27 protein-coding genes are annotated in these 26,486 nt (G+C 37.0%); 12 read left to right on the forward strand and 15 right to left on the reverse strand.

Annotated elements, in window-relative coordinates:
• Positions 1 to 6: 6 nt before the first annotated feature.
• Together dnaE and KXJ69_RS02585 are read right to left on the reverse strand one after the other, a co-directional pair.
• Positions 7 to 4,356 (reverse strand): DNA polymerase III subunit alpha, encoded by a 4,350-nt coding sequence (gene dnaE / locus KXJ69_RS02580; protein ID WP_219050963.1) that lies wholly within the window; start codon positions 4,354 to 4,356, stop codon positions 7 to 9.
• A 145-nt stretch (positions 4,357 to 4,501) separates the two neighbouring features.
• Complete coding sequence (locus KXJ69_RS02585) at positions 4,502 to 5,299, reverse strand: DUF6252 domain-containing protein (RefSeq protein WP_219050965.1); 798 nt, start codon at positions 5,297 to 5,299, stop codon at positions 4,502 to 4,504.
• 136 nt (positions 5,300 to 5,435) lie between these two features.
• On the opposite strand from KXJ69_RS02585, the gene KXJ69_RS02590 reads away from it, so the two are divergent.
• The 6 genes from KXJ69_RS02590 to KXJ69_RS02615 all read left to right on the forward strand — a co-directional run bounded on the left by KXJ69_RS02590 (position 5,436) and on the right by KXJ69_RS02615 (position 10,095).
• Positions 5,436 to 5,981 carry a 30S ribosomal protein S16 gene (locus KXJ69_RS02590; RefSeq protein ID WP_219050967.1) on the forward strand — a complete coding sequence of 182 codons (546 nt, stop codon included), beginning with the start codon at positions 5,436 to 5,438 and terminating at the stop codon, positions 5,979 to 5,981.
• Between the two features lie 10 nt (positions 5,982 to 5,991).
• On the forward strand, positions 5,992 to 6,516 hold the full coding sequence (rimM, locus tag KXJ69_RS02595; RefSeq protein ID WP_219050969.1) for a ribosome maturation factor RimM: 525 nt from the start codon (positions 5,992 to 5,994) through the stop codon (positions 6,514 to 6,516).
• A complete protein-coding gene (locus KXJ69_RS02600) occupies positions 6,516 to 7,229 on the forward strand; it encodes a tRNA1(Val) (adenine(37)-N6)-methyltransferase (protein WP_219050971.1) in 714 nt (237 codons plus the stop codon). The genes rimM and KXJ69_RS02600 overlap by 1 nt, the downstream gene beginning before the upstream one ends.
• Positions 7,230 to 7,276: 47 nt before the next feature.
• Positions 7,277 to 8,455: an acyl-CoA dehydrogenase family protein gene (locus tag KXJ69_RS02605; protein ID WP_219050973.1), complete on the forward strand. Its 1,179-nt coding sequence runs from the start codon at positions 7,277 to 7,279 to the stop codon at positions 8,453 to 8,455.
• Positions 8,455 to 9,132 (forward strand): hypothetical protein, encoded by a 678-nt coding sequence (locus tag KXJ69_RS02610; RefSeq protein ID WP_219050974.1) that lies wholly within the window; start codon positions 8,455 to 8,457, stop codon positions 9,130 to 9,132. The genes KXJ69_RS02605 and KXJ69_RS02610 overlap by 1 nt, the downstream gene beginning before the upstream one ends.
• Positions 9,133 to 9,198: 66 nt before the next feature.
• On the forward strand, positions 9,199 to 10,095 hold the full coding sequence (locus tag KXJ69_RS02615) for a metallophosphoesterase (RefSeq protein WP_219050976.1): 897 nt from the start codon (positions 9,199 to 9,201) through the stop codon (positions 10,093 to 10,095).
• A gap of 1 nt (position 10,096) precedes the next feature.
• Here the strand turns inward: KXJ69_RS02615 and KXJ69_RS02620 are convergent, their stop codons facing one another.
• From KXJ69_RS02620 to trmB, 7 genes are all read right to left on the reverse strand, one after another.
• Positions 10,097 to 10,429: a 2Fe-2S iron-sulfur cluster-binding protein gene (locus KXJ69_RS02620; RefSeq protein WP_219050978.1), complete on the reverse strand. Its 333-nt coding sequence runs from the start codon at positions 10,427 to 10,429 to the stop codon at positions 10,097 to 10,099.
• Positions 10,429 to 11,481 carry an NAD(P)/FAD-dependent oxidoreductase gene (locus KXJ69_RS02625; RefSeq protein WP_219050980.1) on the reverse strand — a complete coding sequence of 351 codons (1,053 nt, stop codon included), beginning with the start codon at positions 11,479 to 11,481 and terminating at the stop codon, positions 10,429 to 10,431. The genes KXJ69_RS02620 and KXJ69_RS02625 overlap by 1 nt, the downstream gene beginning before the upstream one ends.
• A 69-nt stretch (positions 11,482 to 11,550) precedes the next feature.
• On the reverse strand, positions 11,551 to 11,790 hold the full coding sequence (locus KXJ69_RS02630) for a NifU family protein (RefSeq protein WP_219050982.1): 240 nt from the start codon (positions 11,788 to 11,790) through the stop codon (positions 11,551 to 11,553).
• Between the two features lie 4 nt (positions 11,791 to 11,794).
• Complete coding sequence (locus KXJ69_RS02635; RefSeq protein WP_219050984.1) at positions 11,795 to 12,934, reverse strand: Mrp/NBP35 family ATP-binding protein; 1,140 nt, start codon at positions 12,932 to 12,934, stop codon at positions 11,795 to 11,797.
• 123 nt (positions 12,935 to 13,057) lie between these two features.
• Positions 13,058 to 13,381 (reverse strand): MGMT family protein, encoded by a 324-nt coding sequence (locus KXJ69_RS02640; protein ID WP_219050986.1) that lies wholly within the window; start codon positions 13,379 to 13,381, stop codon positions 13,058 to 13,060.
• A 1-nt stretch (position 13,382) separates the two neighbouring features.
• A complete protein-coding gene (locus tag KXJ69_RS02645; protein WP_219050988.1) occupies positions 13,383 to 14,009 on the reverse strand; it encodes a lysine transporter LysE in 627 nt (208 codons plus the stop codon).
• Between the two features lie 30 nt (positions 14,010 to 14,039).
• Positions 14,040 to 14,720, reverse strand: coding sequence for a tRNA (guanosine(46)-N7)-methyltransferase TrmB (gene trmB / locus KXJ69_RS02650; protein ID WP_219050990.1), 681 nt, complete (start codon positions 14,718 to 14,720; stop codon positions 14,040 to 14,042).
• A gap of 112 nt (positions 14,721 to 14,832) precedes the next feature.
• Between trmB and KXJ69_RS02655 the strand changes: the two genes are divergently transcribed.
• Positions 14,833 to 15,894: a glycosyltransferase gene (locus KXJ69_RS02655; protein ID WP_255571161.1), complete on the forward strand. Its 1,062-nt coding sequence runs from the start codon at positions 14,833 to 14,835 to the stop codon at positions 15,892 to 15,894.
• Here the strand turns inward: KXJ69_RS02655 and KXJ69_RS02660 are convergent.
• Positions 15,868 to 16,911, reverse strand: coding sequence for a sensor histidine kinase (locus KXJ69_RS02660; protein WP_219050994.1), 1,044 nt, complete (start codon positions 16,909 to 16,911; stop codon positions 15,868 to 15,870). The two genes, KXJ69_RS02655 and KXJ69_RS02660, sit on opposite strands and share 27 nt — an antisense overlap.
• On the reverse strand, positions 16,911 to 17,594 hold the full coding sequence (locus tag KXJ69_RS02665; RefSeq protein ID WP_219050996.1) for a response regulator transcription factor: 684 nt from the start codon (positions 17,592 to 17,594) through the stop codon (positions 16,911 to 16,913). Before KXJ69_RS02665 ends, KXJ69_RS02660 begins: the two co-directional genes overlap by 1 nt.
• A 203-nt stretch (positions 17,595 to 17,797) precedes the next feature.
• Here KXJ69_RS02665 and KXJ69_RS02670 point away from each other — a divergent pair, with 203 nt between their 5' ends.
• The 4 genes from KXJ69_RS02670 to KXJ69_RS02685 all read left to right on the forward strand — a co-directional run bounded on the left by KXJ69_RS02670 (position 17,798) and on the right by KXJ69_RS02685 (position 21,347).
• Positions 17,798 to 18,733, forward strand: a complete 936-nt coding sequence (locus KXJ69_RS02670; protein ID WP_219050998.1) for a T9SS type A sorting domain-containing protein — start codon at positions 17,798 to 17,800, stop codon at positions 18,731 to 18,733.
• An 86-nt stretch (positions 18,734 to 18,819) separates the two neighbouring features.
• Positions 18,820 to 19,791, forward strand: coding sequence for a LuxE/PaaK family acyltransferase (locus KXJ69_RS02675; protein WP_219050999.1), 972 nt, complete (start codon positions 18,820 to 18,822; stop codon positions 19,789 to 19,791).
• On the forward strand, positions 19,791 to 20,825 hold the full coding sequence (locus KXJ69_RS02680; protein ID WP_219051000.1) for a hypothetical protein: 1,035 nt from the start codon (positions 19,791 to 19,793) through the stop codon (positions 20,823 to 20,825). Before KXJ69_RS02675 ends, KXJ69_RS02680 begins: the two co-directional genes overlap by 1 nt.
• A 6-nt stretch (positions 20,826 to 20,831) precedes the next feature.
• The gene (locus KXJ69_RS02685; protein ID WP_219051002.1) at positions 20,832 to 21,347 is read left to right on the forward strand and encodes a DUF350 domain-containing protein; all 516 of its coding nucleotides are present in this window, start codon (positions 20,832 to 20,834) and stop codon (positions 21,345 to 21,347) included.
• 125 nt (positions 21,348 to 21,472) lie between these two features.
• On the opposite strand, the gene tyrS is transcribed toward KXJ69_RS02685, so the two are convergent.
• Positions 21,473 to 22,768 carry a tyrosine--tRNA ligase gene (gene tyrS / locus KXJ69_RS02690; RefSeq protein ID WP_219051004.1) on the reverse strand — a complete coding sequence of 432 codons (1,296 nt, stop codon included), beginning with the start codon at positions 22,766 to 22,768 and terminating at the stop codon, positions 21,473 to 21,475.
• A gap of 78 nt (positions 22,769 to 22,846) precedes the next feature.
• On the opposite strand from tyrS, the gene KXJ69_RS02695 reads away from it, so the two are divergent.
• Entirely contained in the window at positions 22,847 to 23,848 is a 1,002-nt protein-coding gene (locus KXJ69_RS02695) for an NAD-dependent epimerase/dehydratase family protein (RefSeq protein WP_219051006.1), read from the forward strand.
• Here KXJ69_RS02695 and KXJ69_RS02700 read toward each other — a convergent pair.
• Genes KXJ69_RS02700 through KXJ69_RS02710 form a run of 3 tightly spaced genes read right to left on the reverse strand, consistent with a single transcriptional unit; the run spans position 23,845 to position 26,365 of the window.
• The gene (locus KXJ69_RS02700) at positions 23,845 to 24,294 is read right to left on the reverse strand and encodes a DUF4296 domain-containing protein (RefSeq protein WP_219051008.1); all 450 of its coding nucleotides are present in this window, start codon (positions 24,292 to 24,294) and stop codon (positions 23,845 to 23,847) included. The genes KXJ69_RS02695 and KXJ69_RS02700 overlap by 4 nt on opposite strands.
• Positions 24,291 to 25,637, reverse strand: coding sequence for a dihydroorotase (locus tag KXJ69_RS02705; protein ID WP_219051010.1), 1,347 nt, complete (start codon positions 25,635 to 25,637; stop codon positions 24,291 to 24,293). Before KXJ69_RS02705 ends, KXJ69_RS02700 begins: the two co-directional genes overlap by 4 nt.
• Entirely contained in the window at positions 25,634 to 26,365 is a 732-nt protein-coding gene (locus KXJ69_RS02710; protein ID WP_219051012.1) for a polyprenol monophosphomannose synthase, read from the reverse strand. The genes KXJ69_RS02705 and KXJ69_RS02710 overlap by 4 nt, the downstream gene beginning before the upstream one ends.
• Positions 26,366 to 26,486: the final 121 nt, after the last annotated feature.

Raw genomic sequence — 26,486 nt, forward strand, 5'->3', positions numbered from 1 at the left:
CGTTATCTAGTTTAATTTATATGAAACTTCCTCTACTTTTAATTGGTTAAGCAATTCTTTACTAATCGCCACTTTGGTTTTTCGGCTAGGCATATTCAATTTCACTTCATCTTCAGTATCGTATAATGTAAAATGAAGTTGTTTATCACCTTTATGACTTCTGAATAAATCCTTCAATATTGCTATTCGTTTTTCAGCCAAATCATTAATGGGCATTTGTATGGTCAGTTTCTTTGCTTGACTTTCCATGACATCGTGTAATAACTGAAAATGATTGTACTGAATTCGTGGTTCTCCTTTTTTACCAGTTTCCCTATTTACCCATCCTTCCTTAACAAATACTCTTACATATATGAAAGAATTAGGAATTAAAAAGTGTCGAAACTTTAAATACTCCTCCCCAAATATTTTAAACTCATAACTATCATCATAGTCCTCCACGGTAAAAATAGCCCAACCTTTACCTGCTCTACTCTCTCGATGCTGTACATCTGTCACTATTCCTCCAAAACATACTTCACGGTTAATAAAATTCTCCAAATAGTTAAAGTCTGAAACTTTTACATTACAAAAATTATCCATTTCCACTTTAAAATCGTCTAACGGGTGTCCTGAAATATAAATTCCCACTACTTCCTTTTCTTGCTTTAGTTTTTTCATGGTTCCCCATTCCTCACAAGCGGGAACTTCGGGTTCTGGAATTTGCACCTCACTAGCATCACCAAACAAACTTACCTGTGAAGAGTTTTGCGTTTCTTGATATTTTGAAGCATACCGTAGCACTTTTTCAAAAAAAGGAACACCATCTCCTTCATCATGCATGTATTGTGCACGGTGCGTTCCGAAGCTATCAAAACCACCCGCTAATACAAGATTTTCAAAAGATTTTTTATTGGCAGACCGGAGGTCTATTCGCTTTGCCAAATCAAAAATACTTTTATATTTTCCATCTTTTCTATGCTCCACAATGGTAGCCACAGCATTTCCTCCCACCCCTTTGATAGCACCCATTCCAAATCGCACCGCACCTCGGTCATTTACCGTGAATTTGTAAAAAGATTCATTTACATCGGGACCTAACACTTCTAATCCCATCCTGCGGCATTCTTCCATAAAAAACGTTACCTGCTTTATATCACTCATGTTATTTGAAAGCACTGCTGCCATATATTCCGCTGGGTAGTGGGCTTTTAAATAAGCCGTTTGATATGCAATCCAAGCGTAACAGGTAGAATGACTTTTATTAAACGCATAACTAGCAAAAGCTTCCCAATCCTTCCAAATTTTTTCTAAAACATCTGCTGGGTGTCCATTTTTTTCGGCTTGCTCAATAAATTGAGGCTTCATTTTGTCAAGCACGGCTTTTTGCTTTTTCCCCATGGCTTTTCGCAACACGTCTGCTTCACCTTTGGTAAAACTCGCTAGCTTTTGGGAAAGTAGCATCACCTGCTCTTGGTAGACTGTAATTCCGTAAGTCTCTTTAAGATATTCCTCCATTTCTGGAAGATCATACGTAATTTCTTCCTCGCCATGTTTACGTCTAATAAAACTAGGAATGTATTCCATGGGTCCTGGACGGTACAAGGCATTCATAGCAATGAGATCTGCAAAAACAGTAGGTTTTAAATCCTTCATGTGCTTTTGCATACCAGGCGATTCGTACTGAAATATCCCAACCGTTTCACCACGTTGGAATAACGCATACGTTTTCTCATCGTCCAATGGAAAACTATCTGGGTCCAGCTTAATTTTATGCTTATGCTTTACTAGCTTTACCGTATCCTTGATTAGGGTTAAGGTTTTTAACCCAAGGAAATCCATTTTTAACAAGCCCGCATTTTCTACTACCGAATTATCAAATTGAGTAACATATAAATCGGAATCTTTTGCCGTGGCAATAGGAACGAAGTTGGTAATATCGTCTGGCGTAATTATCACTCCACAAGCATGAATCCCCGTATTACGTACCGAACCTTCCAAAACTCTTGCCTGCTTAATGGTTTCAGCTTCCAAATCTGACCCTTCCGATAAGTTTAAAAGCTCATTGACCTTGGGAAGTTCATCGCTTCTAAATTTGCTTCTCAGTTCTTGTTCAGACATATCAAAAACCTTGGCAAGCTTTGTCATGTTGGGTATGAGCTTCGCTATTCTATCGGCATCATTTAGTGGTAAATCTAGAACTCTAGCGGTATCTCGAATGGAAGATTTTGCCGCCATGGTCCCATAAGTAATGATTTGTGCTACTTGATTGGCTCCATATTTTTGAATCACATAATCCATCACCTTACTTCTTCCTTCATCATCAAAGTCAATATCAATATCGGGCATACTTACCCGATCTGGATTTAAGAAACGCTCAAAAAGCAAGTCGTACTTAATAGGGTCTATATTAGTAATTCCTAAGCAATAGGCAACTGCACTACCCGCTGCAGATCCTCTTCCTGGACCTACAGAAACACCCATTTTTCTAGCTTCGGCAATAAAATCTTGTACAATTAAGAAGTAGCCAGGATATCCTGTCTTTGCAATAACTTCAAGCTCAAAATCAAGACGTGCCTTTATTTCATCAGTGAGTTCGGGGTAGCGTTTTTTGGCTCCTTCGAAGGTTAAGAATTTTAAATAGGCATTTTCACCTCTTTTGCCTCCGTCCGCATCTTCAACTCTTAAAAATTCCTTCGGAATCGCAAAATTGGGAAGCAATACATCTCTTACTAAACTATACGATTCTATTTTTGATAAGACCTCTGAAATATTAGAAATCGCTTCAGGCAAATCCTTAAAAAGCAATTTCATCTCTTCTTGAGTCTTGAAATAATAGTTTTGATTGGGCAATCCGTAACGATATCCTCGACCCCTTCCAATAGGTGTCGCTTGTTTCTCCCCATCTTTTACACATAATAAAATATCATGTGCATTCGCGTCTTCCTTATGGATGTAATAGGTGTTATTACAAGCTACAATTTTGACCTCGTATTTTTTTGAAAACTCGAGCAAAACAGGATTAATTCTGCGTTCATCTTCTTGATCATGACGCATCATTTCTATATAAAGGTCATCGCCAAATTGTTCTTTCCACCAAATTAGGGCTTCTTCTGCTTGACTTTCCCCAATATTCAATATTTTGGAGGGAACCTCACCGTAAATTCCTCCGGTAAGCACAATGATATCATCTTTGTATTGCTCAATGACTTTTCTATCAATCCTTGGCACATAATAAAACCCCTTTGTATAAGCAATAGAAGCCATTTTAGCTAAATTGTGATACCCATTTTTGTTTTTGGCAAGCATCACTATTTGATAGCCGTTATCTTTATGGCTTTTGTTTTCATGGTCTTCACAGACAAAAAATTCACATCCAATAATGGCTTTTAATTGTTTGTGTTTCTCTTCTTCTGAAAGGGATTGATTGTGATAATTTACATGTTGAAGAAAATGAAACGCTCCCATCATATTTCCACTATCGGTAATAGCAACAGCTGGCATTCCATCCTTTACAGCCGCATTAACTAAATCCTTTGTAGAAGAAGTAGATTGAAGAATAGAAAACTGCGAATGATTATGAAGATGTACAAATGGGAATTCCTCTAATACGGCAATATTTTCCTTTATTTCTTCTTTGGAAACCTCTTGTGTTTCGGCCTTTGCCTCTTGTTTTTGTCTTAGTTTTTTTGAAGCCTTTCTTAAATTAATATGCTCAAGTCCAATAAGGCTTATGGGCTGTGGGTTGGCTTCTGAAAAAGATTTAAAATAGTCTTCATTTACATCAAGTTCTTCTTCTGCAAATATTCTTCTACGAACCAATTCAAAAAAGCAACGAGTGGTTGCTTCCACATCTGCAGTGGCATTGTGAGCTTCTTCAAAGGGCTCACTAAATAAAAACTCGTGAAGTTCAGTTAGGGTTGGAAGTTTAAATTTACCCCCTCTTCCTCCTGGTAGTTGACAAAGCTGTGCGGTAGTTTCGGTACACGTATCTAAAACAGGTAAAGATGCCAGGGGATTTTCCATCCCAAGCCTGTAAAATTCACACCCCATGATGTTGAGATCGAAATCTACATTCTGTCCAACTACGAATTTTGTTTTTGAAAGAACTTTTGCAAATTCTTCTGCCACATCTTTTAAGGGAACACCATTTTCTTCTGCAAGTGCGGTGGAAATTCCGTGAATTCGTTCACTATCATAGGGGATATCAAAACCGTCTGGAGTAACCAAATAATCTTTGCATTCGATAAGATTTCCCAACTCATCGTGTAATTGCCAAGCAATTTGTACGCATCTTGGCCAATTATCGGTGTCGGTAATTGGCGCATTGAAGCGTTTTGGAAGTCCGGTGGTTTCCGTATCAAAAATTAAATACATGCTAGATTTTTGGAAGTGTTCTTAACACTATAAAAGTATAAAAACCACATCGTAAAGCCTCATAAAGTTGTAAACAATATGCCAATTTTTTCCACAAAAAAACCGAGCTGTTTGCTCGGTTTTAAATTCTATAAAATTGTCCCTTTTAATATGTCACATTAAACTGTCCTTCAGAGACAGTATTTTGAGAAGTTACAAAAGAAAAACTTCCTGAAATGGTTCTCGCAGCCACATTATGTGTTACTACTGAAATATTCCCTATAGTAGCATTTTGAGAAACGGCACCTTCTGCTAGTGAGGCTTGAAATCCAGCTTGAGGTAACGAATAATTACCTACCTCAACATCTATAGGCACTCTAATAATTATTGATTTTATTGTTTCTGCTCCTGAGATTAACAAAGAATTCCCAGAATCCACCGCACTAACCGAAATAGGAGTAAACGGAGTTCCATCAATTTGAGCACTAAACGATCCCGCGTTTGGCGTATCATCATCATCTCCTGTCCCAAAAGACACATCAAAAAATACCCCTTTGGTTACATAGGTGGTATCTAAACCATTTAAAATGGCAGAAAATCTAAAATCTCCAGATAACCATCCGCAAGATATGCACCGATCAGTTAAATTTATAATACCTTCTCCATTTGGGTTGGTAGTATATATATTGCCATTACTATCTTCAAATGTTGCATAATTTGGGCTTACCCCACCTAAAGTGTACGAGCCAAGCTGAAAATCACTAATGTGTAATGTAAGTATTTCGTTGTCTGTAACTCCTTGCATGGTTATACTTCCATCTTCAAGTCTCGTTCCAATAGCATCAAAAGATTTAAAAAAGACACTATCAACTTCCGCTTGGATTACGGTAGAATTGTCTTCAACATTTTCACAACTCGAAAATGCTAAAACTCCCACGAAAAGCAGTAAAAAGAATTTTTTCATAATAGATTTGGGTCTATAGGTTGTAACAAATATAAAATAAAAGTTTAATCTGCCTAGTTTCAAAAGGAAAATATAGTATCTTTGCGCACTCAAAAAAAATTATAACCGAGGTCGAGAACCTCAAAAATTAATTAATATGCCAGTAAAAATTAGATTACAAAGACACGGTAAAAAAGGAAAACCATTCTTCTGGATTGTTGCCGCAGATAGCCGTTCAAAAAGAGATGGTAAATATCTTGAAAAATTAGGAACATACAATCCTAATGTAAATCCTGCCGAAATTAATCTAGACGTTGATGGATCTGTAAAATGGCTTCAAAATGGAGCACAACCAACAGATACTGCTAGAGCAATTTTATCCTACAAAGGAGTGATGCTGAAAAAACACCTTGCAGAAGGAGTTACCAAAGGCGCTTTAACTGAAGAGCAAGCTGAAGAAAAATTCAAGGCTTGGTTAGATGAAAAAGCAAAAGCCGTTGGAAACAAAGAAACAAGACTAGCGGAAGCTAAAGCTAAAGCTAAAGCAAAAGCGTTAGAAGCAGAAAAAGCCGTTAACGAAGCTCGTGCTGCTGTTCCTGTGGAAGAAGCTGCTCCAGAGGCAACTGAAGAAGTAGTTGCAGAAACTGCTACTGAAGAAGCTCCTGCTGCTGTTGCAGAGGAAGCTACTAAAGAAGAAGAATAAATTTTTTACGATGCAAAAGAAGGATTGTTTCTTCGTTGGCAAAATCGTAAAAAAATACAGTTTTAAGGGTGAATTACTAGTAAAACTAGACACAGACGAACCCGAACTATTTACTGAAATGGAATCGATTTTTGTGGAACAACACAAAAATTTGATTCCATTTTTTATTGAACATAGCTCCCTGCATAAATCGGAGTTATTACGTGTAAAATTTGAAGAGGTAGATAACGAATCCGATGCCGATGCACTACTTGGTTCCGAGCTTTATTTACCACTCGATTTTCTCCCCAAATTAACTGGGAATCAATTTTACTATCACGAAATTATTGGCTTTACGGTCCAAGACAAAGGTTTTGGAAAAGTGGGAATTATCACAGGAGTAAATGATTCCACAGCACAACACTTATTCGAAATAGACCACGACGGTAAAGAAGTTCTCATTCCTATTAATGATGAAATTATTGAAAAGGTAGACAGGACCTCAAAAACCATTTTCTTAGATACTCCTGAAGGACTTATTGAAATTTATTTGTAATGTCGCTCCCCTTCAAATTCAAACAATTTTCTGTATCTCAAGACCACTGTGCTATGAAAATTGGCACCGATGGTGTGCTTTTAGGTGCTTGGGTTTCTTTGGAAAACAACCCCCAAAGTATCTTAGACATAGGTGCTGGAACTGGCATTATTTCATTACAATTAGCACAACGAACTACTGCCGAAACCATTGACGCTGTAGAAATTGACGACGATGCGTATGAGCAGTGTTCCGAAAATTTTGAAGCATCCCCCTGGGGCGACCGTCTTTTTTGTTACCATGCTTCCGTTCAAGAATTTGCTTCCGAAATTGAGGAAAAATATGACCTTATCATTTCCAATCCTCCCTTTTTTTCTGAAGATTATAAATCAGACAATGATGCTCGAGATATAGCCAGATTCAATGACGCGCTTCCTTTTCAACATTTAGTGGTTTGCGCCTCCCATTTACTATCAGAAGGAGGAATTTTTGCGGTCATTCTTCCTAAAAAAGAAGAGAGAAATTTTATTCAGCTAGCTTCGGAAAACAATTTATACCCACAACGCATTTGTGAGGTTCAAGGCACTCCAAATTCAGATATAAAAAGAGTTCTGTTAGAATTTTCTTCGAAAAAAACAGTTCCCAAAAAAGAAACTCTAGTCATTGAAATTTCAAGGCATCACTACACGCCAGAATACACCAACTTAGTGAAGGATTTTTATTTGAAAATGTAGGTCTTTCAATTTGGTATTTCTACCTTTGTGTACCAAAATTAAAATAGATGAAACCCGATTTATTTGAAGCTCCAGATTACTATAACCTAGATGATCTACTAACCGAAGAGCATAAGCTAATTCGCGATGCTGCCCGTGCTTGGGTAAAGCGTGATGTGTCTCCAATTATTGAAGATGCCGCCCAAAAAGCCGAATTCCCAAAATCTATTATCCCAGGCTTGGCAGAAATTGGTGCTTTTGGACCCTATATCCCAGTGAAATATGGCGGTGCTGGATTAGACCAGATATCCTATGGATTAATCATGCAGGAGATAGAACGTGGCGACAGTGGGGTGCGCAGTACCGCATCTGTTCAATCTTCGTTGGTGATGTATCCTATTTGGAAATATGGTAATGAGGCGCAACGACAAAAATATCTTCCCAAATTAGCCACCGGAGAATGGATGGGATCTTTTGGTTTAACCGAACCTGATTTTGGGAGTAATCCTGCGGGAATGGTAACTAATTTTAAAGATAAAGGAGATCATTATTTATTGAATGGTGCAAAGCTGTGGATATCTAATTCACCGTTTTGTGATGTGGCTGTGGTTTGGGCTAAAGATGAATCTGGACGTATTCACGGACTCGTTGTAGAACGTGGCATGGAAGGCTTTACCACCCCAGAAACGCACAATAAGTGGTCCTTACGAGCTTCGGCCACAGGAGAATTATTGTTCCAAGATGTAAAGGTGCCTAAAGAAAATTTATTACCTAACAAGTCCGGGTTAGGAGCACCGCTAGGATGTTTAGACTCGGCTCGTTTTGGGATTGCTTGGGGAGCGATTGGTGCGGCGATGGATTGTTATGACACCGCACTTCGGTATGCGAAAGAGCGCATTCAGTTTGGAAAACCTATTGCCGCATTTCAGCTTCAGCAGAAAAAATTAGCCGAAATGATTACTGAAATTACAAAAGCACAGTTGTTAGCGTTCCGTTTAGGGCAACTTAAAAATGAAGATAGAGCTACTTCGGCTCAAATCTCCATGGCGAAAAGAAACAATGTGGATATGGCTATAAAAATAGCTCGTGAAGCAAGACAAATGTTAGGTGGTATGGGTATTACGGGAGAATATTCTATTATGCGACATATGATGAACTTGGAAAGTGTCATCACCTATGAAGGCACTCACGATATTCACTTATTAATTACGGGACTCGACATTACGGGTCATAATGCATTTAAATAATGGTTAGGATTTTTATTACTTGCATTTTAATCTTTGCATCAAGTATTGTTTTTGCTCAAAACAAAAACCTTACTGATGTGAGCCTTGAGGCTTTTATGAGTGAAACTCAATATAGTAGCGACTCTGATAATCAAATTCAAATGATTTGGTGGCTCCCTCAAATCTTTTGGGAAATTTCTTTTTCTCAAGACCCTAATAGCTCTGAAGAGGAGATGTCTGCGATACGAGAGATGTTTGAAGGCTATGAATTATTTGCTATAATAGATGCTAATATTGGTTATTTTGGAGGTTTAACTTATAACTCCTTAGAGGATATTTTACCAACATTTTCAATTTCATTAAATGGAGAACCTTTTAAAATTGTCCCCAATTCAAGTATTTCTGCAGATCTTTCAAATTTTCTAACTATCATGAAACCCATGATGGGGAACATGTTAGGTCCTATGGGTGAAAATATACATTTTGTCTTTATGGAAGCTCCTTCATCGGCAAAAATGAAATCAATAGATCCATATAAAAATCTCTTACTTACATTGGAAATGGGTAGTTTTAAACAAGATGTTGAACTACCATTATCCAGTTTATTGATTGAAAAAAAATGCTCTGTAGACGGAAAATTATTTAGTGGAAAGTGGAATTTTTGCCCCATACATGGAAAGGCACTTCTAGAACAATAAAATTCCTTTTACCCAACGTTTACTGCGAAATAAAATCATATTGTATCTTTAAATAAAGTTTATAATATGTCTTCAAAAGCAAGGTTTAATCGCGCCTATAAAAATGCGCCCAGAGTTCCGTTTAACGACTCATCGAAGTTTGTGTTATTCAGTGATTGTCATCGGGGCGACAATAGTTTTGCAGACGATTTTGCAAACAATAGAAACATCTATTATCACGCGTTAAAAAACTACTATGACAACGGATTTACCTATTGCGAATTAGGGGATGGTGACGAACTTTGGGAAAATATTGATTTTAAATCCATTTTTGAAGCGCATAAAAATGTCTATGAACTACTGCAGCTTTTCTTTAATGAAAACAGATTGTATCGTGTTTTGGGCAACCATGATATGGTCTATAAAAGCAAGCGGTATGTTGAAAAAAACTTAAGTAGCTACTTCGATAAAGTAACAGGAAAAGATGTTCCACTATTCCCTGGGGTTAAATTTACTGAAGGCATCGTTTTAAAACACACCGAAACAGATCAAGAGCTTTTTTTACTTCACGGACACCAAGCCGACTTTATGAACTATGTTGGTTGGAAATTTAATCGATTTATGGTTCGTGTTTTGTGGCGTCAATTGCAAGTTTTTGGTATTGGTGACCCTACCAGTCCTGCAAAAAATTATAGCGAATTAATTAAAGTTGAAAAACGTACCAAAAAATGGATTGTTGAAAATGGAAACATCTTTACCATTACAGGCCACACCCATCGTCCCCGCTTTCCAGAACCTGGTGAAATTGCTTACTTTAATGATGGCAGTTGTGTGCATCCCCGATGTATTACTGGATTAGAAATTGAAAACGGAAGCATCTCACTCATAAAATGGCAAATTGCCACGGCAGAAGACGGTACACTAAAAGTGATACGAGCCGTTTTAGAAGGCCCTACACCACTTTCAGAATATTGTAAGCAATAGGCTAACTTTCGGGAGCCAGCTCTACGATAAGTCCATCTAATTCGGGATGAATATGAATTTGACACCCTAGGCGGCTATTTTCCTTTAAGTAATAAGCTTCCGCTAGCATAGCTTCTTCATCATCACTTTTTTCTGGCAATGGATGCTCGCTTTCAACATAACATTGACAAGAGGCACACATAGCCATTCCACCACAAATACCAATAGTTCCTTCTGGAGCAAGTTCATAAGCACGAACCAATTCCATAAGATTCATATTCATATCGGTGGGAGCATCAACTTCATGAGAAATCCCTTCACGATCAATGATAGTGATTTTAATATCCGCTTCCATTAATCAATCGCTTTTACTACAGCTTTAGGAGCTTCTTTTTTGCTTCCGTCAAATCCTTCAACGCCACCTACGGTGGTGTATTTCATTACATATCTTTTATTCGGAAATATTCGCTGATACGCACTTTGACACATAAGGGTGGCTTCATGAAATCCGCAGAGAATTAATTTCAATTTACCTGGATAGGTGTTTACATCTCCAATAGCATAGATGCCCGGAATGTTGGTTTGATAATCTAAGGTATTGTCTACTTTAATCGCGTTCTTTTCTATTTCCAATCCCCAATCGGCAATGGGTCCAAGTTTAGGGGCGAGTCCAAATAGTGGGATAAAGTGATCACATTTCTTCTGAAAAACTTCCCCATTCTTTTCAATAGAAACTGCTTCTACATTACTCTCACCAATAATATCAATAACTTCAGCTGGAGTGATGACATCAATTTTTCCTAAATTCTTAAGCTCTTGTACTTTTTCAACACTATCGAGCGCACCTCTAAATTCATTGCGTCTATGAATAAGTGTCACACTTTTTGCAATGTCCGTCAAAAAAATACTCCAATCCAAAGCTGAATCTCCACCTCCAGCAATTACTACTTCCTTATTTCGATAAAATTCTGGATCACGAATTATATATTCCACCCCGTGATCTTCATATTTTTCAATATTGGGTATAAGTGGCTTACGAGGTTCAAAACTTCCTAAGCCCCCAGCGATAGCCACAATAGGTGCTTGATGTTGCGTTCCTTTATCTGTAGTAACTATAAAGCTTCCATCTTCTTGTTTTTTAATAGTTTCAGCACGTTCACCCAAGGTAAAACCGGGCTGAAAAGGCTCTATTTGTTTCATCAGGTTATTCACCAAATCCCCCGCTAATATTTCTGGAAAGGCAGGGATATCGTAAATAGGTTTTTTTGGGTAAATTTCGGCACACTGTCCGCCGGGTTGTGGCAACGCATCTATTAAATGGCACTTCAATTTTAAAAGCCCTGCCTCAAAAACAGTAAAAAGTCCCGTAGGACCAGCGCCAATAATAAGGATATCGGTTTTAATCATTTTTTGTAAGAGTCAATATATGCTTCAAAATTAGATTTCAGAAAAGAGTTAAAGAATGATAATTATCACTTACACATTTACAACACTTTCTACTTGAGGCGCGTGTTTTTTTATAGTCATTTCCACACCACTTTTTAGGGTCATTTGATTTACTGAACAACCTACACAAGCTCCCAACAATTGCACTGTTACTTTCCTACCACCATCTTCTATAGAAACCAAAGAAATATCACCTCCATCACTTTGAAGAAATGGTCTAATTTCTTCCAAAGCGGCTTCTACTTTTGTTTTTAATTGTTCTTCTACCATATCCTTATTTTTTTACAGCGCTACATCCAGCCATTGTTGTTATTTTTATCGCTTCGGTTGGGGGTAAATTTTCATTTCGTAGCACAGTTTGCTCAACTACATTTCGCGTTACTTCTTCAAAAGCCATCTCAACTTGGGTTGCCGTTTGTAATGCAGCTGGATGTCCAACATCCCCCGCTTCTCGTATACTTTGCACCAAAGGAATTTCACCTAAAAAAGGTACATCCAAGTCTTCCGAAAGGTTTTTGGCTCCTTCTTTTCCGAAGATATAATATTTATTATTAGGTAATTCTTCTGGAGTGAAATACGCCATATTTTCTATAATTCCTAAAACAGGCACTTGGATATTTTCTTGTTGAAACATCGCCACCCCTTTTCTTGCATCTGCCAATGCAACCGTTTGAGGGGTACTTACCACAACCGCTCCGGTAATGGGCAAAGATTGCATAATACTTAAGTGAATGTCTCCTGTCCCTGGGGGAAGATCGATAAGCATAAAATCCAAGTCACCCCAAGCGGCATCAAAAATAAGTTGATTAAGTGCTTTTGCTGCCATAGGACCTCTCCAAATAACTGCTTGATTAGGCTGTGTAAAAAAACCTATGGAAAGCATTTTTACTCCATAATTTTCGATAGGCTTCATTTTGCTTTTTCCATCTACATTAACCGAAAGGGGTTTCTCCATAGCCACATCAAACATAATAGGGATGGAGGGTCCGTAAATATCGGCGTCCAAAATTCCTACTTTAAACCCCATTTTGGAAAGAGTAACTGCTAAATTTGCAGTGACAGTAGATTTTCCAACCCCTCCTTTTCCTGAAGCCACAGCAACTATATTTTGAATTCCAGGGATAGGTTTCCCTTTTATTAAATTAGGGTTTTGTGGTTTTTGCGGCGCTTCCACCTTTATGTTCACTTTTACATCTGCTTCTTGAGAAACTTTTTCTTTTATCGTTTTTATAACATCTGCTTCTGCCCGCTTTTTAATATGCATCGCAGGCGTTGCCATTTTTAAATCAACCACTACTTCATTGGCAAATGTGATGACATTTTGCACTGCACCACTTTCTACCATATTCTTTCCCTCCCCGGGTAATGAAATAGTTTCTAACGCTTTTAGTATGTCTTTTTTATTCAAATTCATATCTAATATTTAGACTCATTCTAAAGTGCAAATATAGCTGTAAAACTTGTGAAATGGAAGCTGTAATGATTGAAATGATTTATGGCGGGATTGGTAGAAGTATAGATACGGTATAATTTGAAATTACAGTTCCTCCATAGGGTCCCAAAAAAGTTTTTCGAAGTCTTGAATCTGGTTATCGATAATCGTTACTCCCTCACTTTCTAGCAACTGTTGCATTAAATTAGTCCCAGAAAAATGGTGTTTTCCCGTGAGTAACCCTTTTCGGTTTACTACCCTATGCGCAGGAACATCTTTATCTCCAGAAGCATTCATGGCCCAACCTACCATACGAGCACTTTTTGCAGCTCCTAAATAACGAGCAATCGCACCATAGCTGGTTACCCTTCCATAGGGTACTAATTTGGCGACCTCATGTACTTTTTCGAAAAATCCATCAGAAGCCATATTATAAGTCTTGAAAAATTTTGAAGAAAGTAATTGCAGATATAATGGCGGTAATAATTCCTATAACGTAATTCATATTAAAATGAATGGTTCTTTTTTCTTTCTGATTTCTGAAAAATTGAATATACATAAAAAGCATCGCAAAAGTTCCCAAGCCCGATGCAATAACGGCGGCCCATAAGGACATTTGATCGAAGGAAAACCATCCAAATGATGCAAAAGTGATACTTATATAAACCCAATAAGGAAGCGGCAATAAATTTATGGCAGCCAGAAAAATCCCGTAGAAAAATCGGTTGGTTTTAGAATGCTCCATTTCTTTTGGTGCTTCTCTTCTTGTATCTTTTGCTATAAAAAAGAAATATACCGTTAGGCATAAAAATATCCCCAATGCTACTTTTTGAAGCGAATCCACAACCTCTGGATGCTTATCTAAATAGCGTGCAAAAATAAGGGCAAGAAAAGTTTGCAAACAAACAGTAACACAAACTCCCACCGAAAATAACAAAGCAATTTTTCGGCCTTGCTTCATGCTTATTTTGGCAGCAGTCATATTAAGAAGTCCTGGAGGAATCACTCCTATTAAGGCCGCCGTAAAACCAATAATAAAGTTGGTAATTAATTGCATTTGGTTAGTTTGCAAGGTGAAGATACATAATTATTTGGAAGCAAGTTGAAAACTCACATAGGTGATTTTCTTTTGCTTTTCCAAATACTGTTGCTCGTAAAAGGTCTGTATTGCGGTTACTTCCTTTGGCGCTCCTGTAGTTCCGTAAACATCATGATTTGCATATAGTATTTTTTCATCTAACCCATGTAGTAGTCCCAAAGTATACCCGTGCATAAACTCACTATCTGTTTTTAAATGGATGACCCCTTTAGACTTTATTACTTTTCTATATTTATCGAGAAACTCTAGATTGGTCAGTCTGTGCTTTGTACGCTTATACTTTATTTGAGGATCTGGGAAGGTAATCCAAATTTCGTCTACTTCATTTTCTGCAAAACAATGCTCAATTAATTCAATTTGGGTACGTAAAAAGCCCACATTTTGCAGCCCTTCTTCTAAAGCAGTTTTAGCGCCCCTCCAAAACCTAGCACCTTTAATATCTATCCCTAGAAAGTTCTTTTGCGAAAACTCTTTGGCAAGATTTACTGAATATTCGCCCTTACCACAACCCAATTCTAGCACTAGGGGGTGATCATTCTTAAAAAAATCCTTTTTCCAATTCCCTTTTAAATCGAAATTTTTTTCTAAAAGTACTTCTCTTGATGGCTGAATAACATTGGCAAAGGTTTCATTTTCCTTAAATCGTTTCAGTTTGTTTTTGCTTCCCACGTGATACTGTTTCTTTAAATTTTGGTAAAATTACGGAAATATAAAGCTGTAAAAAGAATGGTACTTTTGTTTTTAACAAGAAATGAAGTCATCCAATTACCGTTTTAAACATTTGAAACAAAAAAAAACTATTTTGGTTGCCCCTTTACATTGGGGACTTGGACACGCCACAAGGTGTATCCCTATTATTACTGAATTACTTCGAAATGATTACAATGTACTATTAGGAAGCGATGGCGCCCCTCTGTTATTACTAAGGAAAGAGTTTCCACAATTAGAATACATTGAATTACCCTCCTACAATATTACCTATCCAAAAAAGGGAGAGTTTTTTAAACTGAAGCTTTTTTTGAAACTTCCAGAAATAAAGAAAGCCATTTCTGAAGAAAAAAAAGTAATAAAGGAACTCGTTGCTCAAGGAAGAATAGATGGTATAATTAGTGACAATAGACTTGGGGTGCGGAGTAAAAAAGTACCTTCGGTTTTTATTACGCATCAATTAAATGTGTTAAGTGGTAATACTTCTTTTTTCAGCAGTAAAATGCATCAAAAAATTATCTCAAAATATGATGCCTGTTGGGTTCCCGATGTTGAAGGAGCCATTAACCTAAGCGGAAAGTTGGGCCATTCAAAAAAAGTAAAATTTCCTATAACCTATATAGGTCCACTTAGTAGAATGAGCAAAAAGGAATTGTCAAAAAAATATGATGTTTTAGTATTGCTTTCAGGGCCAGAACCTCAACGCACTATGCTTGAAGTTAAAATGATGGAGGTGTTTTTAAATTCAGATAAAAAAGTACTACTTGTACGAGGGATTGTAGAAGAACGAGAAGAAAAACTTCAAAATAGAAACATTACCATCCTCAATTTTTTACAAAGTAAGGAACTTGAAAATGCAATTAATGAAAGCGTTGTGGTTGTTTCTCGCTCTGGTTACACTACTATTATGGATTTAGCCGCATTAGAAAAAGATGCCTACTTTATCCCTACTCCAGGGCAATTTGAACAGAAGTACCTAGCAAAAGAACTGAAAGCAAGAGGCATTGTCCCTTCTTGCAAACAGCATGAATTTACCCTAGAAAAATTAAAGGAAATCCCTCTATATAAAGGGCTAAAAGAGTTTACTTACGAAGTAAATTTTAAAAAGTTATTTGCTCTTTTCGAGGGTAAATGAAAACTCCGACCCCACGCCAATTTGGCTTTCAACATATATTTTTTCGTTATGGGCTTCTACTAAGTGTTTCACTATCGCAAGTCCTAACCCACTACCACCTACCTTTCGAGAACCACTTTTATCTACCCTGTAAAAGCGTTCAAAAAGTCTTGTTAGGTGTTGTTTCTCCACACCTTCTCCATTATCGGTAATACGTACAATAATTTTATTTTTGATTAAATTTTCAATACTTACTTCTGTGGTGCCTTCTTCCCTTCCATATTTAATAGAATTTTCAACAAGGTTGGTGAGTACTTGCTGAATCCTCTCCCTATCAGCATAGACCATTATACTCTCTTTATAATTGATATCAAAGGTGAGCGTTATATTCTTTTTAGCAGCTTTCATCTCCAATAAATCGAAAACATTTTGCACCAATTCTATAATATTAAAATCTTCTTTATACAGTGTTAAATCACCTACTTCAAGTTTGGTGATCATATCTAAATCCTTCACTATATATATGAGTCGCTCAACTCCTTTATTAGCTCTTTGTAAGTATTTTTTCCGAACCGTTTTATCCTTCATGGCACCATCAAGGAGGGTAAGTATATATCCTTGAACCGTAAAAAGGGGTGTTTTTAATTCATGAGAAACATTTCCCATAAATTCTTTTCGGTAGTTTTCTCTATCTATAAGGGTTTCAATTTCAAGTTTTTTATCTTGAGCAAATCGTTCTACTTCCTTTGTTAAAGTAGCCATATCGGTCGTAATTCTTCTCTTATCGAAAGTACTACCATCTAGTAACTTTACATCGTTGTAAATTTTCTTAACCTGTTTATAAATAAGCTTTTCTACACGATACTGAATCACAAAAAAGGTTAGAAAATAACTTATAAAAAAAAAGAGGAGTAAAAACCAATAACTTATTCCTCCATGCCAATAAAAAAAAACTCCCAACAAAGCTGTTAGGAAGAATGTAATAAAGGTTGAAGTAAAACCTGCAAACTTGTATGTTTTTTTAAAAATTTTAGTCATTAAACTACAAACTTATACCCAACGCCTTTAACCGTTTTAAATTTATCATCCCCTAATTTCTCTCGCAATTTCCTAATATGAACATCGATGGTACGACCCCCAACGACAACTTCGTTACCCCAAACAGTGTCCAAAATATCTTCTCTCTTAAACACTTTACCAGGTTTTGATGCAAGTAATGATAGCAGTTCAAACTCTTTCCTAGGCAATAAAATATCTTCTTTCCCTCTTTGTACTTTATATTCTTCCCTGTTAATGATAATGTTTCCCAGCTTCAAAGTATTATCAACTATTTCTGCTTCTTTAAATCTGCGAAGCAATGCCTTTACTTTACTCACCAGCACCTTAGGCTTAATAGGCTTGGTTATATAGTCATCTGCCCCAGCTTCAAACCCAGCTACTTGCGAATAGTCTTCTCCACGTGCTGTTAAAAAGGTGATGATCGTTTCGCTAAGCTCTGGGATGGCTCTCATTTTTTCACAAGCTTCAATCCCGTCCATCTCAGGCATCATAACGTCTAACACGATAAGATGTGGTTGATGCTTTTTGGCTTCAGCAATAGCCTGAATTCCATTTTCTGCCGTAATTATTTGATACCCTTCAGCGGCTAAGTTATAACCAATTATTTCTAAAATATCAGGCTCGTCATCCACTAACAATATTCTTGTATCTTTTTTCTTCATGAATTATAGTATAATACTTGGTGTTAAATATACTGCTTATTCTTTTTCGAGAATTTTTATGGAGCATTGTTAACGATTATGTAACATTAAGATTACGATTAACTAAAATTACGTATTCCCTCATTATTTTAAAGTAAACCTTCGTAAAAATTCTTCAAAAAATGCAAAAAATCCTTTTCTTTGTACCATTAAAACAATTTTACATGATGAAAAAAATTACATTTTTAGTAGCATTACTTATTAGTACTATCTCTTTTGCACAAATCGCAAGTACAAGCTTTGAAGAACCAGGCGTATTTACAATACAATATGTAGATACTGGAGATCCAAATACAGCACATGACCTTATAGATAATGTTGATGAGCCTTTTGTAAATTGGACTTCTACAGGTGGTGAAATGGGATTTAGTGCCCGTTACGAACCATATGATACTCCAGATGTAGGGCTTACCGATGGTGACTTTGTGGGTGTAACAGATTTTGTTTCTACAGTAGGAGCGTATACAGATGGTGTTAAAGGATATCAAATTAGTGATGCCGATGGAAACTTTATTTTAGAATTTGACAATGTTGATTTAACCGGGGTTTCCACTCCAAGTGTATCTATAGATTATTGGATTTCTGAAACTGGATACGAAGGGGACGGAACCTTAAATGAAATGGGATCGGACAGATTAAGAATCTATGTGAGAGATATTACCAATAGTACCGAAATTGATATATTAGATACTACTGGTAACGATATTAATGATTTAGGAATTGAAGGTTCTTGGATTACTGGCGGTGCAAACTTGACTTCAGATGCAACGGTACAATTAGTAATCGAAGCAAGAATGAATGCAGGCGCTGAAGCATTTTATTTCGATAATGTTGTCTTCTCTGGAGAGCCTTTAGGTATTGCAGATCAAAATAAAAATCAATTTGCCATCTACCCTAACCCTGCGCAAGGATTCTTAAATATTAGTTCACCTATTTCTGGTGAAAAGCAAGTAACTATTTTTGATGTTTTAGGGAAGAAAGTAATGACTACTACTGTCACCAATGAAAGAATGAATATCTCTCAATTAAACAGTGGTGTGTACATTGTTCAAATTACACAAGGAAACATTTCTGAAACCAAAAAATTGGTAGTGAGATAATCTTTCACAAATAATATTTCTAAAAAAGCTTCTGTACTTACGGAAGCTTTTTTTATTCCCTATTTTTGAATAGCCAAAAAGTAAAAATGCTAGAAAAAGCAATTTTTCAAATAAAAAATAAACAAGAATTTGAAACGCTTGCCCTACAAGTGTTTCAATATCAATATGAGCATGTGGCACCGTATCGGGATTTTTGTAACCTACTGCACAAAAATCCCGATAATGTAACGTCTTTAAAATCCATTCCGTTTCTCCCTATTGAATTTTTTAAATCGCATACCATCCTTTCAGATCAAAAAGAATCTCAAACCATTTTCACCAGCAGCGGAACTACAGGAATGGTGACCAGCAACCATTTTGTGGCAGATCTTCCCCTTTACGAACAAAGTTTTTTAAGAGGTTTTCAGCAATTTTATGGAAATCCTAAGGATTGGACCATCCTTGCCTTACTTCCCTCGTATTTGGAGCGAGAAGGATCTTCACTCATTTATATGGTGCAATCCTTAATCGAAACAAGTAATGCCTCCAGCGGATTTTACCTTCACAATCTCGATGCGCTCATAGAAAATTTGGAAGCACTGGAAAAAAGCAACCAAAAAACACTATTAATTGGAGTATCCTATGCGTTGTTAGACCTCATCGAAAAACAACAATTTCAATTAAAATCAACCACAATAATGGAAACCGGAGGCATGAAAGGAAAACGCAAAGAACTTATTAAGGCGGCATTACATGAAAAACTAAAAAAAGGATTTGGTGTTGCTCAAATTCATAGCGAATATGGAATGACCGAGCTACTGTCTCAAGCCTATTCGTCAGGGAAAGGAGTTTATACAACACCTCCCTGGATGAAAGTCTTTACGCGCGATACCGAGGATGCCCTGACCTTCGTATCAGGAAAGACGGGTGGGATTAATGTTATAGACTTGGCAAATCTGTATTCCTGTTCGTTTATTGCAACCCAGGACTTAGGGAAAACTTTGCCCGATGGAAGTTTCGAAATTTTAGGTAGATTTGATACCAGCGATATTCGAGGTTGTAATCTTATGGTTCTTTAATGCAACAAACACCTAAAAAAAATAACGGTTGCCTTTGGCTTTTTGTTTTTGGACTAATAAGCTTTATGGGTGCTATTGGTATTGCTGCTTTTTTAGATGTATCATGGATTTTCTCATTTATTATTGCAGGAATTATTGGGGCCATACTCACTTCAAAAATCATTGGAAAACCTACCATCTCAAGCCTAGTTAAAAATGTAGGGGTTATCTTTTTTCTCGTTATAGGTGTCCGGTTTTTATTTCTCTTTATCATTGAATTTGTAAAAGTCCCTGCTACGGAAGATACCACGTTTAATATTGAAGAAGGCGTTGCAAAATCTACTATTCTGGAAGGTATCGATACCGTTTCGGTGTATTCCAGCAACAGAGTTTGGAAAGACAATTATGGCAATAATTACCAAGGAAAATTAACCGTTCGCGAAAATGATTTTAATCGCCTATATAACCACATAAATAATTATAAAGTAAGAGGTTCTGCTAATTTTTGGGGTATTCTTTATGACTATATCGACAGAACCGACACGCCAAGCCTAGATTTGGTAATGAAGGCTTTTGAAGACATTCATATAAACAAAAAACTGAATCAGATGGAATTTGCTGAAATGGTCATTTCCTGTATTCAAGACATTCCATATTCCTTTGTGTTTCAAGAGGCGTGTATGCCAGCCGAAAATTATGAAGATTCCATACGCACCATTCTTGAAGATTGTCCCGATTGTTGTATTGGTAACGTGAAATACGGAATTCAAAACCCTGTGTCTTTTCTTCAGAATTTAAAAGGAGATTGTGATACCCGTACGGTTTTAATTTACTCCATTTTGAAACATTTTAACTATGACGTCGCCATATTAAATAGCAACTTTTATAGACACTCCATTATTGGGATTAATTTGCCCGCAAAAGGATTGTATAAAACCCATTACGGAAAAAAATATGTGGTTTGGGAAACCACGGCAAAATATTATACGGCTGGGCAACTCCCTGGCAATTTTAATGATATTACCCACTGGAATGTGGTACTAACCAGTAAATAACGAATTATGAACAAACAACTTTTTACACTCGCACTCTTTGAAGTCATCCTATCTATTATCATCACGGTGGCCATTATTTATGTTTCGTATAGCATACTGCACAAGCTATTTTTCCAAAAGGAAGATGTAAAAGGAAACAACACAGCCTTTACCGTGTTTACTTCGGGAATCATCTTAAGTATAGGTTTAATTTTAAGCGAAATTCTACCCTCTATTACTAACATTATTCGGTTGGCAACTACCCAAACCGATGCGGTAGATATGGCAACCATTGTAAAATATTCGGGGATTTATTTATTGATTGGATTTCTTGCAGCGGTGATAATTAATGCTTCGGTATTCTTTTTATTTTCGATGCTTACACGAGGAATAAATGAGTTTCAAGCCATTAAAAACAATCACGTGGGAGTAGCCATTTTAGTGGCCTCAACATTGGTAAGTATTACACTCATAGTAAAGGAAAGCATCGCTTTATTGATAAGTTCTTTAATCCCTTATCCTGAAGTATCCAATTTTTTGTAGGACTGTAAGGAATTGAAAAAAGTACGACCAACATAGTGTTATGAAAAAGGGAAATTTCCCTTGACTACATTCATAATTGGTTGGTTAGTTAGTTGAAAGCCCCGAGAGGTCGGGGCTTTCTTATTTTATACTACTTTAATGATAAAATAGTTTTTCTTTCCACGTTGAAGCAATACAAATTGTCCGTTAATCAAGTCGGTTGAGGTAATCTGAAAATCTTCCCCTACCTTTTCCTTGTTTACTGAAATGGAATTCTCTTTTAATGCGCGTCGCGCTTCTCCATTAGACTTTAAAAAACCTGTCTTTTCAGCCAAAGCGCCAATAATATCAAGTCCATTGTTGAGTTCTGTTGAAGATATTTCAGCTTGCGGAACCCCTTCAAATACATCGAGAAAGGTTTTTTCATTCAGATTTTTTAAATCTTCGGAAGTTGATTTTCCGAATAAAATTTCTGAAGCTTTCACCGCATTTTCATATTCTTCTTCACTGTGCACCGTAATGGTAACTTCCTGAGCCAATCTTTTTTGAAGCAATCGCATATGCGGTGCTTCTTTGTGTTCGGCAACCAAGCCTTCCACCGTTGTTTTATCCAAAAAAGTGAAAATTTTGATATATTTTTCGGCATCCTCATCACTAGTGTTCAACCAATACTGGTAAAATTTATAAGGTGACGTTCTATTGGCATCCAACCATACATTCCCACCTTCGCTTTTTCCAAATTTACTTCCGTCGCTTTTGGTAATCAAGGGACATGTAAGCGCATAGCCTTTTCCATTGCCTATTCTACGGATTAATTCGGTTCCTGTGGTGATGTTTCCCCACTGGTCGCTTCCACCCATTTGCAAGGTGCAATCGTGGTTTTTGAATAAGTGAAGAAAATCATACCCCTGCACCAATTGGTAGGTAAACTCTGTAAAAGACATGCCATCGTTTCCTTCGCCGGAGATTCTATTTTTTACAGAATCCTTTGCCATCATATAATTAACCGTGATATGCTTTCCTACATCACGAATAAAATCCAGAAAGCTAAATTCCTTCATCCAGTCGTAATTGTTCACCATTACAGCTTCATTTTCGGCACCCGAAGAAAAATCTAAAAATTGAGACAATTGCTGGCGCACACATTCTTGATTGTGTCGTAAAGTTTTTTCATCCAGCAAATTACGCTCACTCGATTTCCCCGAAGGATCCCCAATCATCCCCGTGGCTCCCCCAACCAAGGCCACAGGCTTATGTCCACACCGTTGGAAAAAAGCCAACAACATAATAGGCACCAAGTTTCCAATGTGCAGCGAATCTGCGGTAGGATCAAAGCCAACGTACGCCGCACGCATGGCTTCGTTAAGATGCGTTTCGGTATCTGGCATCACGTCGTGAATCATTCCACGCCATGTAAGTTCTTCTATAAAATTTTTGGGCATTGTCTTTATGTTTGCCGCAAAGATAGTGGGATGCTTTAAAATGAAAAAGTATATAACAAAAAAGAGTATTTTCGTAGGATGATATTAGTAACAGGCGGTACGGGATTGGTAGGAGCACATTTGCTCTATCAGTTGGTATTAAAGCATCCTAAGATTCGTGCCACCCATCGCACATCGAGTGACTTAGCCTCGGTAAAAAAAGTATTTTCTTATTATACAAAAGACGTTGAAACACTTTACCAAAAGATTGAATGGATAGCAGCCAATATCACAGAAATTCCGCAGCTCACACAAGCATTTCAAGGCATTACGCACGTGTATCATTGTGCTGCCTTCGTTAGTTTTAACCCCAAACACTACCACGCCCTAAAAAAAGCAAATGTAGAAGGCACTGCCAATGTGGTTAATATCGCACTGGCGAACAACGTAAAAAAAATGTGTTATGTGAGTTCCATTGCTACCTTAGGAAAATCCTTAAACGGAGAAAGTATTACCGAAGAAACGCCTTGGAATCCCGAAGACAAAAACAGTGTGTATTCCATTACAAAATATGGTGCCGAAATGGAAGTGTGGCGGGGTACGCAAGAAGGATTGGATGCCGTGATTGTTAATCCGGGGGTGATTTTAGGCGAAGGCTATTGGCATTCGAGCAGTGGAAGGCTTATTACAAGAGCCGCCAAAGGAGTGAAGTATTATACTGAAGGAAGTTCCGGTTTTGTAGATATTAAAGATGTGGTAAAAGTGATGCTGTCTTTAATGGAAAGTGATTTAAAAAATGAACGCTTCGTATTGGTTTCTAAAAATCTAACCTATAAAGAATTTTTGGGTAGCTTAAGTGTTGCTTTGGGGAAGCCAGTGCCTTCAAAAAGTATATCGAAAAGGACGTTGTTGTTTTTAAGTAGCTTGGATTGGCTTTCCAGTAACCTCTTTGGAACCAAAAGAAGGTTATTAAAAGGGATGATTCATTCTATGTTTAGGTATTCAAAATACGATGCTTCAAAAATTGAAAAAGCATTAGATTTTCAGTTTACTCCCTATGATGAAACTATTACAAGAATTGTAAAAAACTACAAAGCTTAATTTTGAACAGGGGGTATTGTTATCCCTTCAGAAATAGAATCTTTTTTTGTCTTTCGTTTTTCGCGAGCCGCTTCGATACTATCCTTTTTAATTTTAGCCTCCCGAATGATTAATGTATCAATTTCGGCTTTTTGAGCCACTAACCGCTCTTCCACTCGTTTTAAAATATCGATATAATCATTTAATTGGGAAGCATAGTAGGCGTTACTCTGCGCAAATTGAAGGCTATCAATATTAAATTTTTTAAAAATAAGGGAATCTAATTCAATCACCTCATCTCGCATGATTCTATTATTGATGCTACGTGCAGCATTTCCAGTATAGGATTCAGATAGAATTAAGACCATGTTATCTTTCGAGATTAGATTGTCTGGTTTTATGGGACGTTTTACATCCTGACAACCTATCAAAAAAGATAATAGTAGTGCAAAAATTACAAATCTCATCCTCTATTAAAAGTTAATCGTTCTCCGTGGGTTCTATTCGGAAACTTCCCGTTTTCGAAAGCCAACACCCCGTTAATAAAAGTATATCGCACACGTGATTTAAAGGTCGTTCCCTCGAAAGGCGACCAACCACAATGGTATAATATATTCTCTTTATTTACTGCCCAAGGTGCATTAAGGTCTACTAAAACCAAATCTGCTTTATATCCTTCGCGAATGTATCCACGATCTTTTATATCGAATAAAATAGCAGGATTATGCGCAAATTTCTCCACTATTTTCTCTAATGAAATCACTTCTCTGTGATACATTTCAAGTAAGGCAACCAAGGCATGTTGCACTAGTGGCCCACCTGAAGGCGCTTTGGTATATACTTGATTTTTTTCTTCCAGCGTATGTGGTGCGTGATCTGTAGCGATAACATCGATGCGGTCCTCCAAAAGCGCTTTCCAAAGACCGTCTTTGTCTTTTTGTGTTTTTACCGCTGGATTCCACTTAATTTTAGTGCCTTTAGATGTATAATCTTCATCGGTAAACCAAAGGTGATGTATACATACTTCAGCCGTAATTTTTTTATCAGCTAACTTCTTTTTCTTATCAAAAAGATGGGTTTCCTTTTCGGTTGAAAGATGAAAAACGTGTAAACGCGCTCCCGTTTTCTTTGCCAATTCAATCGCTCTGGAAGAGGATATATAACAAGCTTCTTCACTTCTAATAATTGGATGTAATGCTACTGGAATATCATCGCCATATTGCGCTTTGTACTTTGCTAGGTTATTTTTTATAGTAGTTTCGTCTTCACAATGGGCAGAAATTAACAATTTTGTATTGCTGAAAATCTTTTCCAACACTTGTAAATCATCCACCAACATATCCCCTGTAGAAGAGCCTAAAAACAATTTAAGCCCCGCCACTTTGGTTTCGTCTACTTTGAGAATCTCATCCAAATTATGGTTGGTTCCTCCAAACATAAAGGAATAATTTGCCCAAGAAGTTTCGGCCGCTCTTGCAAACTTTTCTTCCAATAATTCAATAGTGGTTGCCTGCGGAACGGTATTCGGCATTTCAATAAATGTGGTGATTCCACCAGCTACAGCCGCCTTCGATTCAGTTTCAATGGTCGCTTTGTGCGTTAGTCCTGGTTCACGAAAATGCACTTGGTCATCAATCATTCCAGGAAGTAAATAAAGCCCGTCTGCTTCAATTACTTTTGTATCTGAAGATTTACTGCTAATGCTTTCGGCAATTTCTACAATTCGATCTCCTTCAATAAGCACATCACCATTGAAGATCTTCCCTTCGTTTACAATATTGGCATTTTTAATTAATACCTGCTTCGTCATATATCTAATGTTTTAAACAAACTTTTAATTCTCATGGAAATAACTCCAAAAATAGCTTCGGAAATAATTCCCTTGCTCATTTTAGATTCTCCTTTAGTTCTATCGGTAAACACAACGGGAATCTCTACTATTTTAAATGTACTGAGGTAGGCTTTGTATTTCATCTCAATTTGAAACGCGTACCCCATAAACTGTATTTTATCTAGGTTTATTTTTTCTAAGACACTACGTCGATAGCAAATAAACCCGGCAGTAGTATCGTAAATATTCATTTGTGTGATAAATCGCACGTATTTTGAAGCCAACCACGACATCAATACCCTACTCATAGGCCAGTTTACCACATTTACACCTGTTTTATAACGAGAGCCAATAGCAACATCGTTTCCTTCTTTATGACAAGCATTGTAAAGGCGAATAAGGTCGTTGGGGTTATGAGAAAAATCGGCATCCATTTCAAAAATAAACTCGTATTCTCTTTTCAATGCCCATTTAAAACCTAAAATATAGGCACTTCCCAATCCTAGTTTACCAGTTCTTTGTTCTAAAAAAAGTTGCTTAGGGAACTCTTCCATAAGCTCTTTCACTTTTAAAGCTGTTAAATCTGGGGAGTTGTCGTCAACCACCAACACATGAAACTGTTTTTGTAAGGAAAATATATTCCGAACAATCTTTTCGATGTTATCAATTTCATTATACGTTGGTATGACCACTAAGGCATTTGCCATGCTCCCAATTTTGGGCAAATGTACCTCTTTTTTAAGGATTGCAAATATTCTAAAAACACCATTTAAGAAAAATTTATCATTAAATTGGAACACAGATTTTTAAGTAGTTGCTTCTGTTTCC

This window comes from Halomarinibacterium sedimenti, assembly GCF_019312585.1.
Classification (GTDB): Bacteria; Bacteroidota; Bacteroidia; order Flavobacteriales; family Flavobacteriaceae; genus Halomarinibacterium; species Halomarinibacterium sedimenti.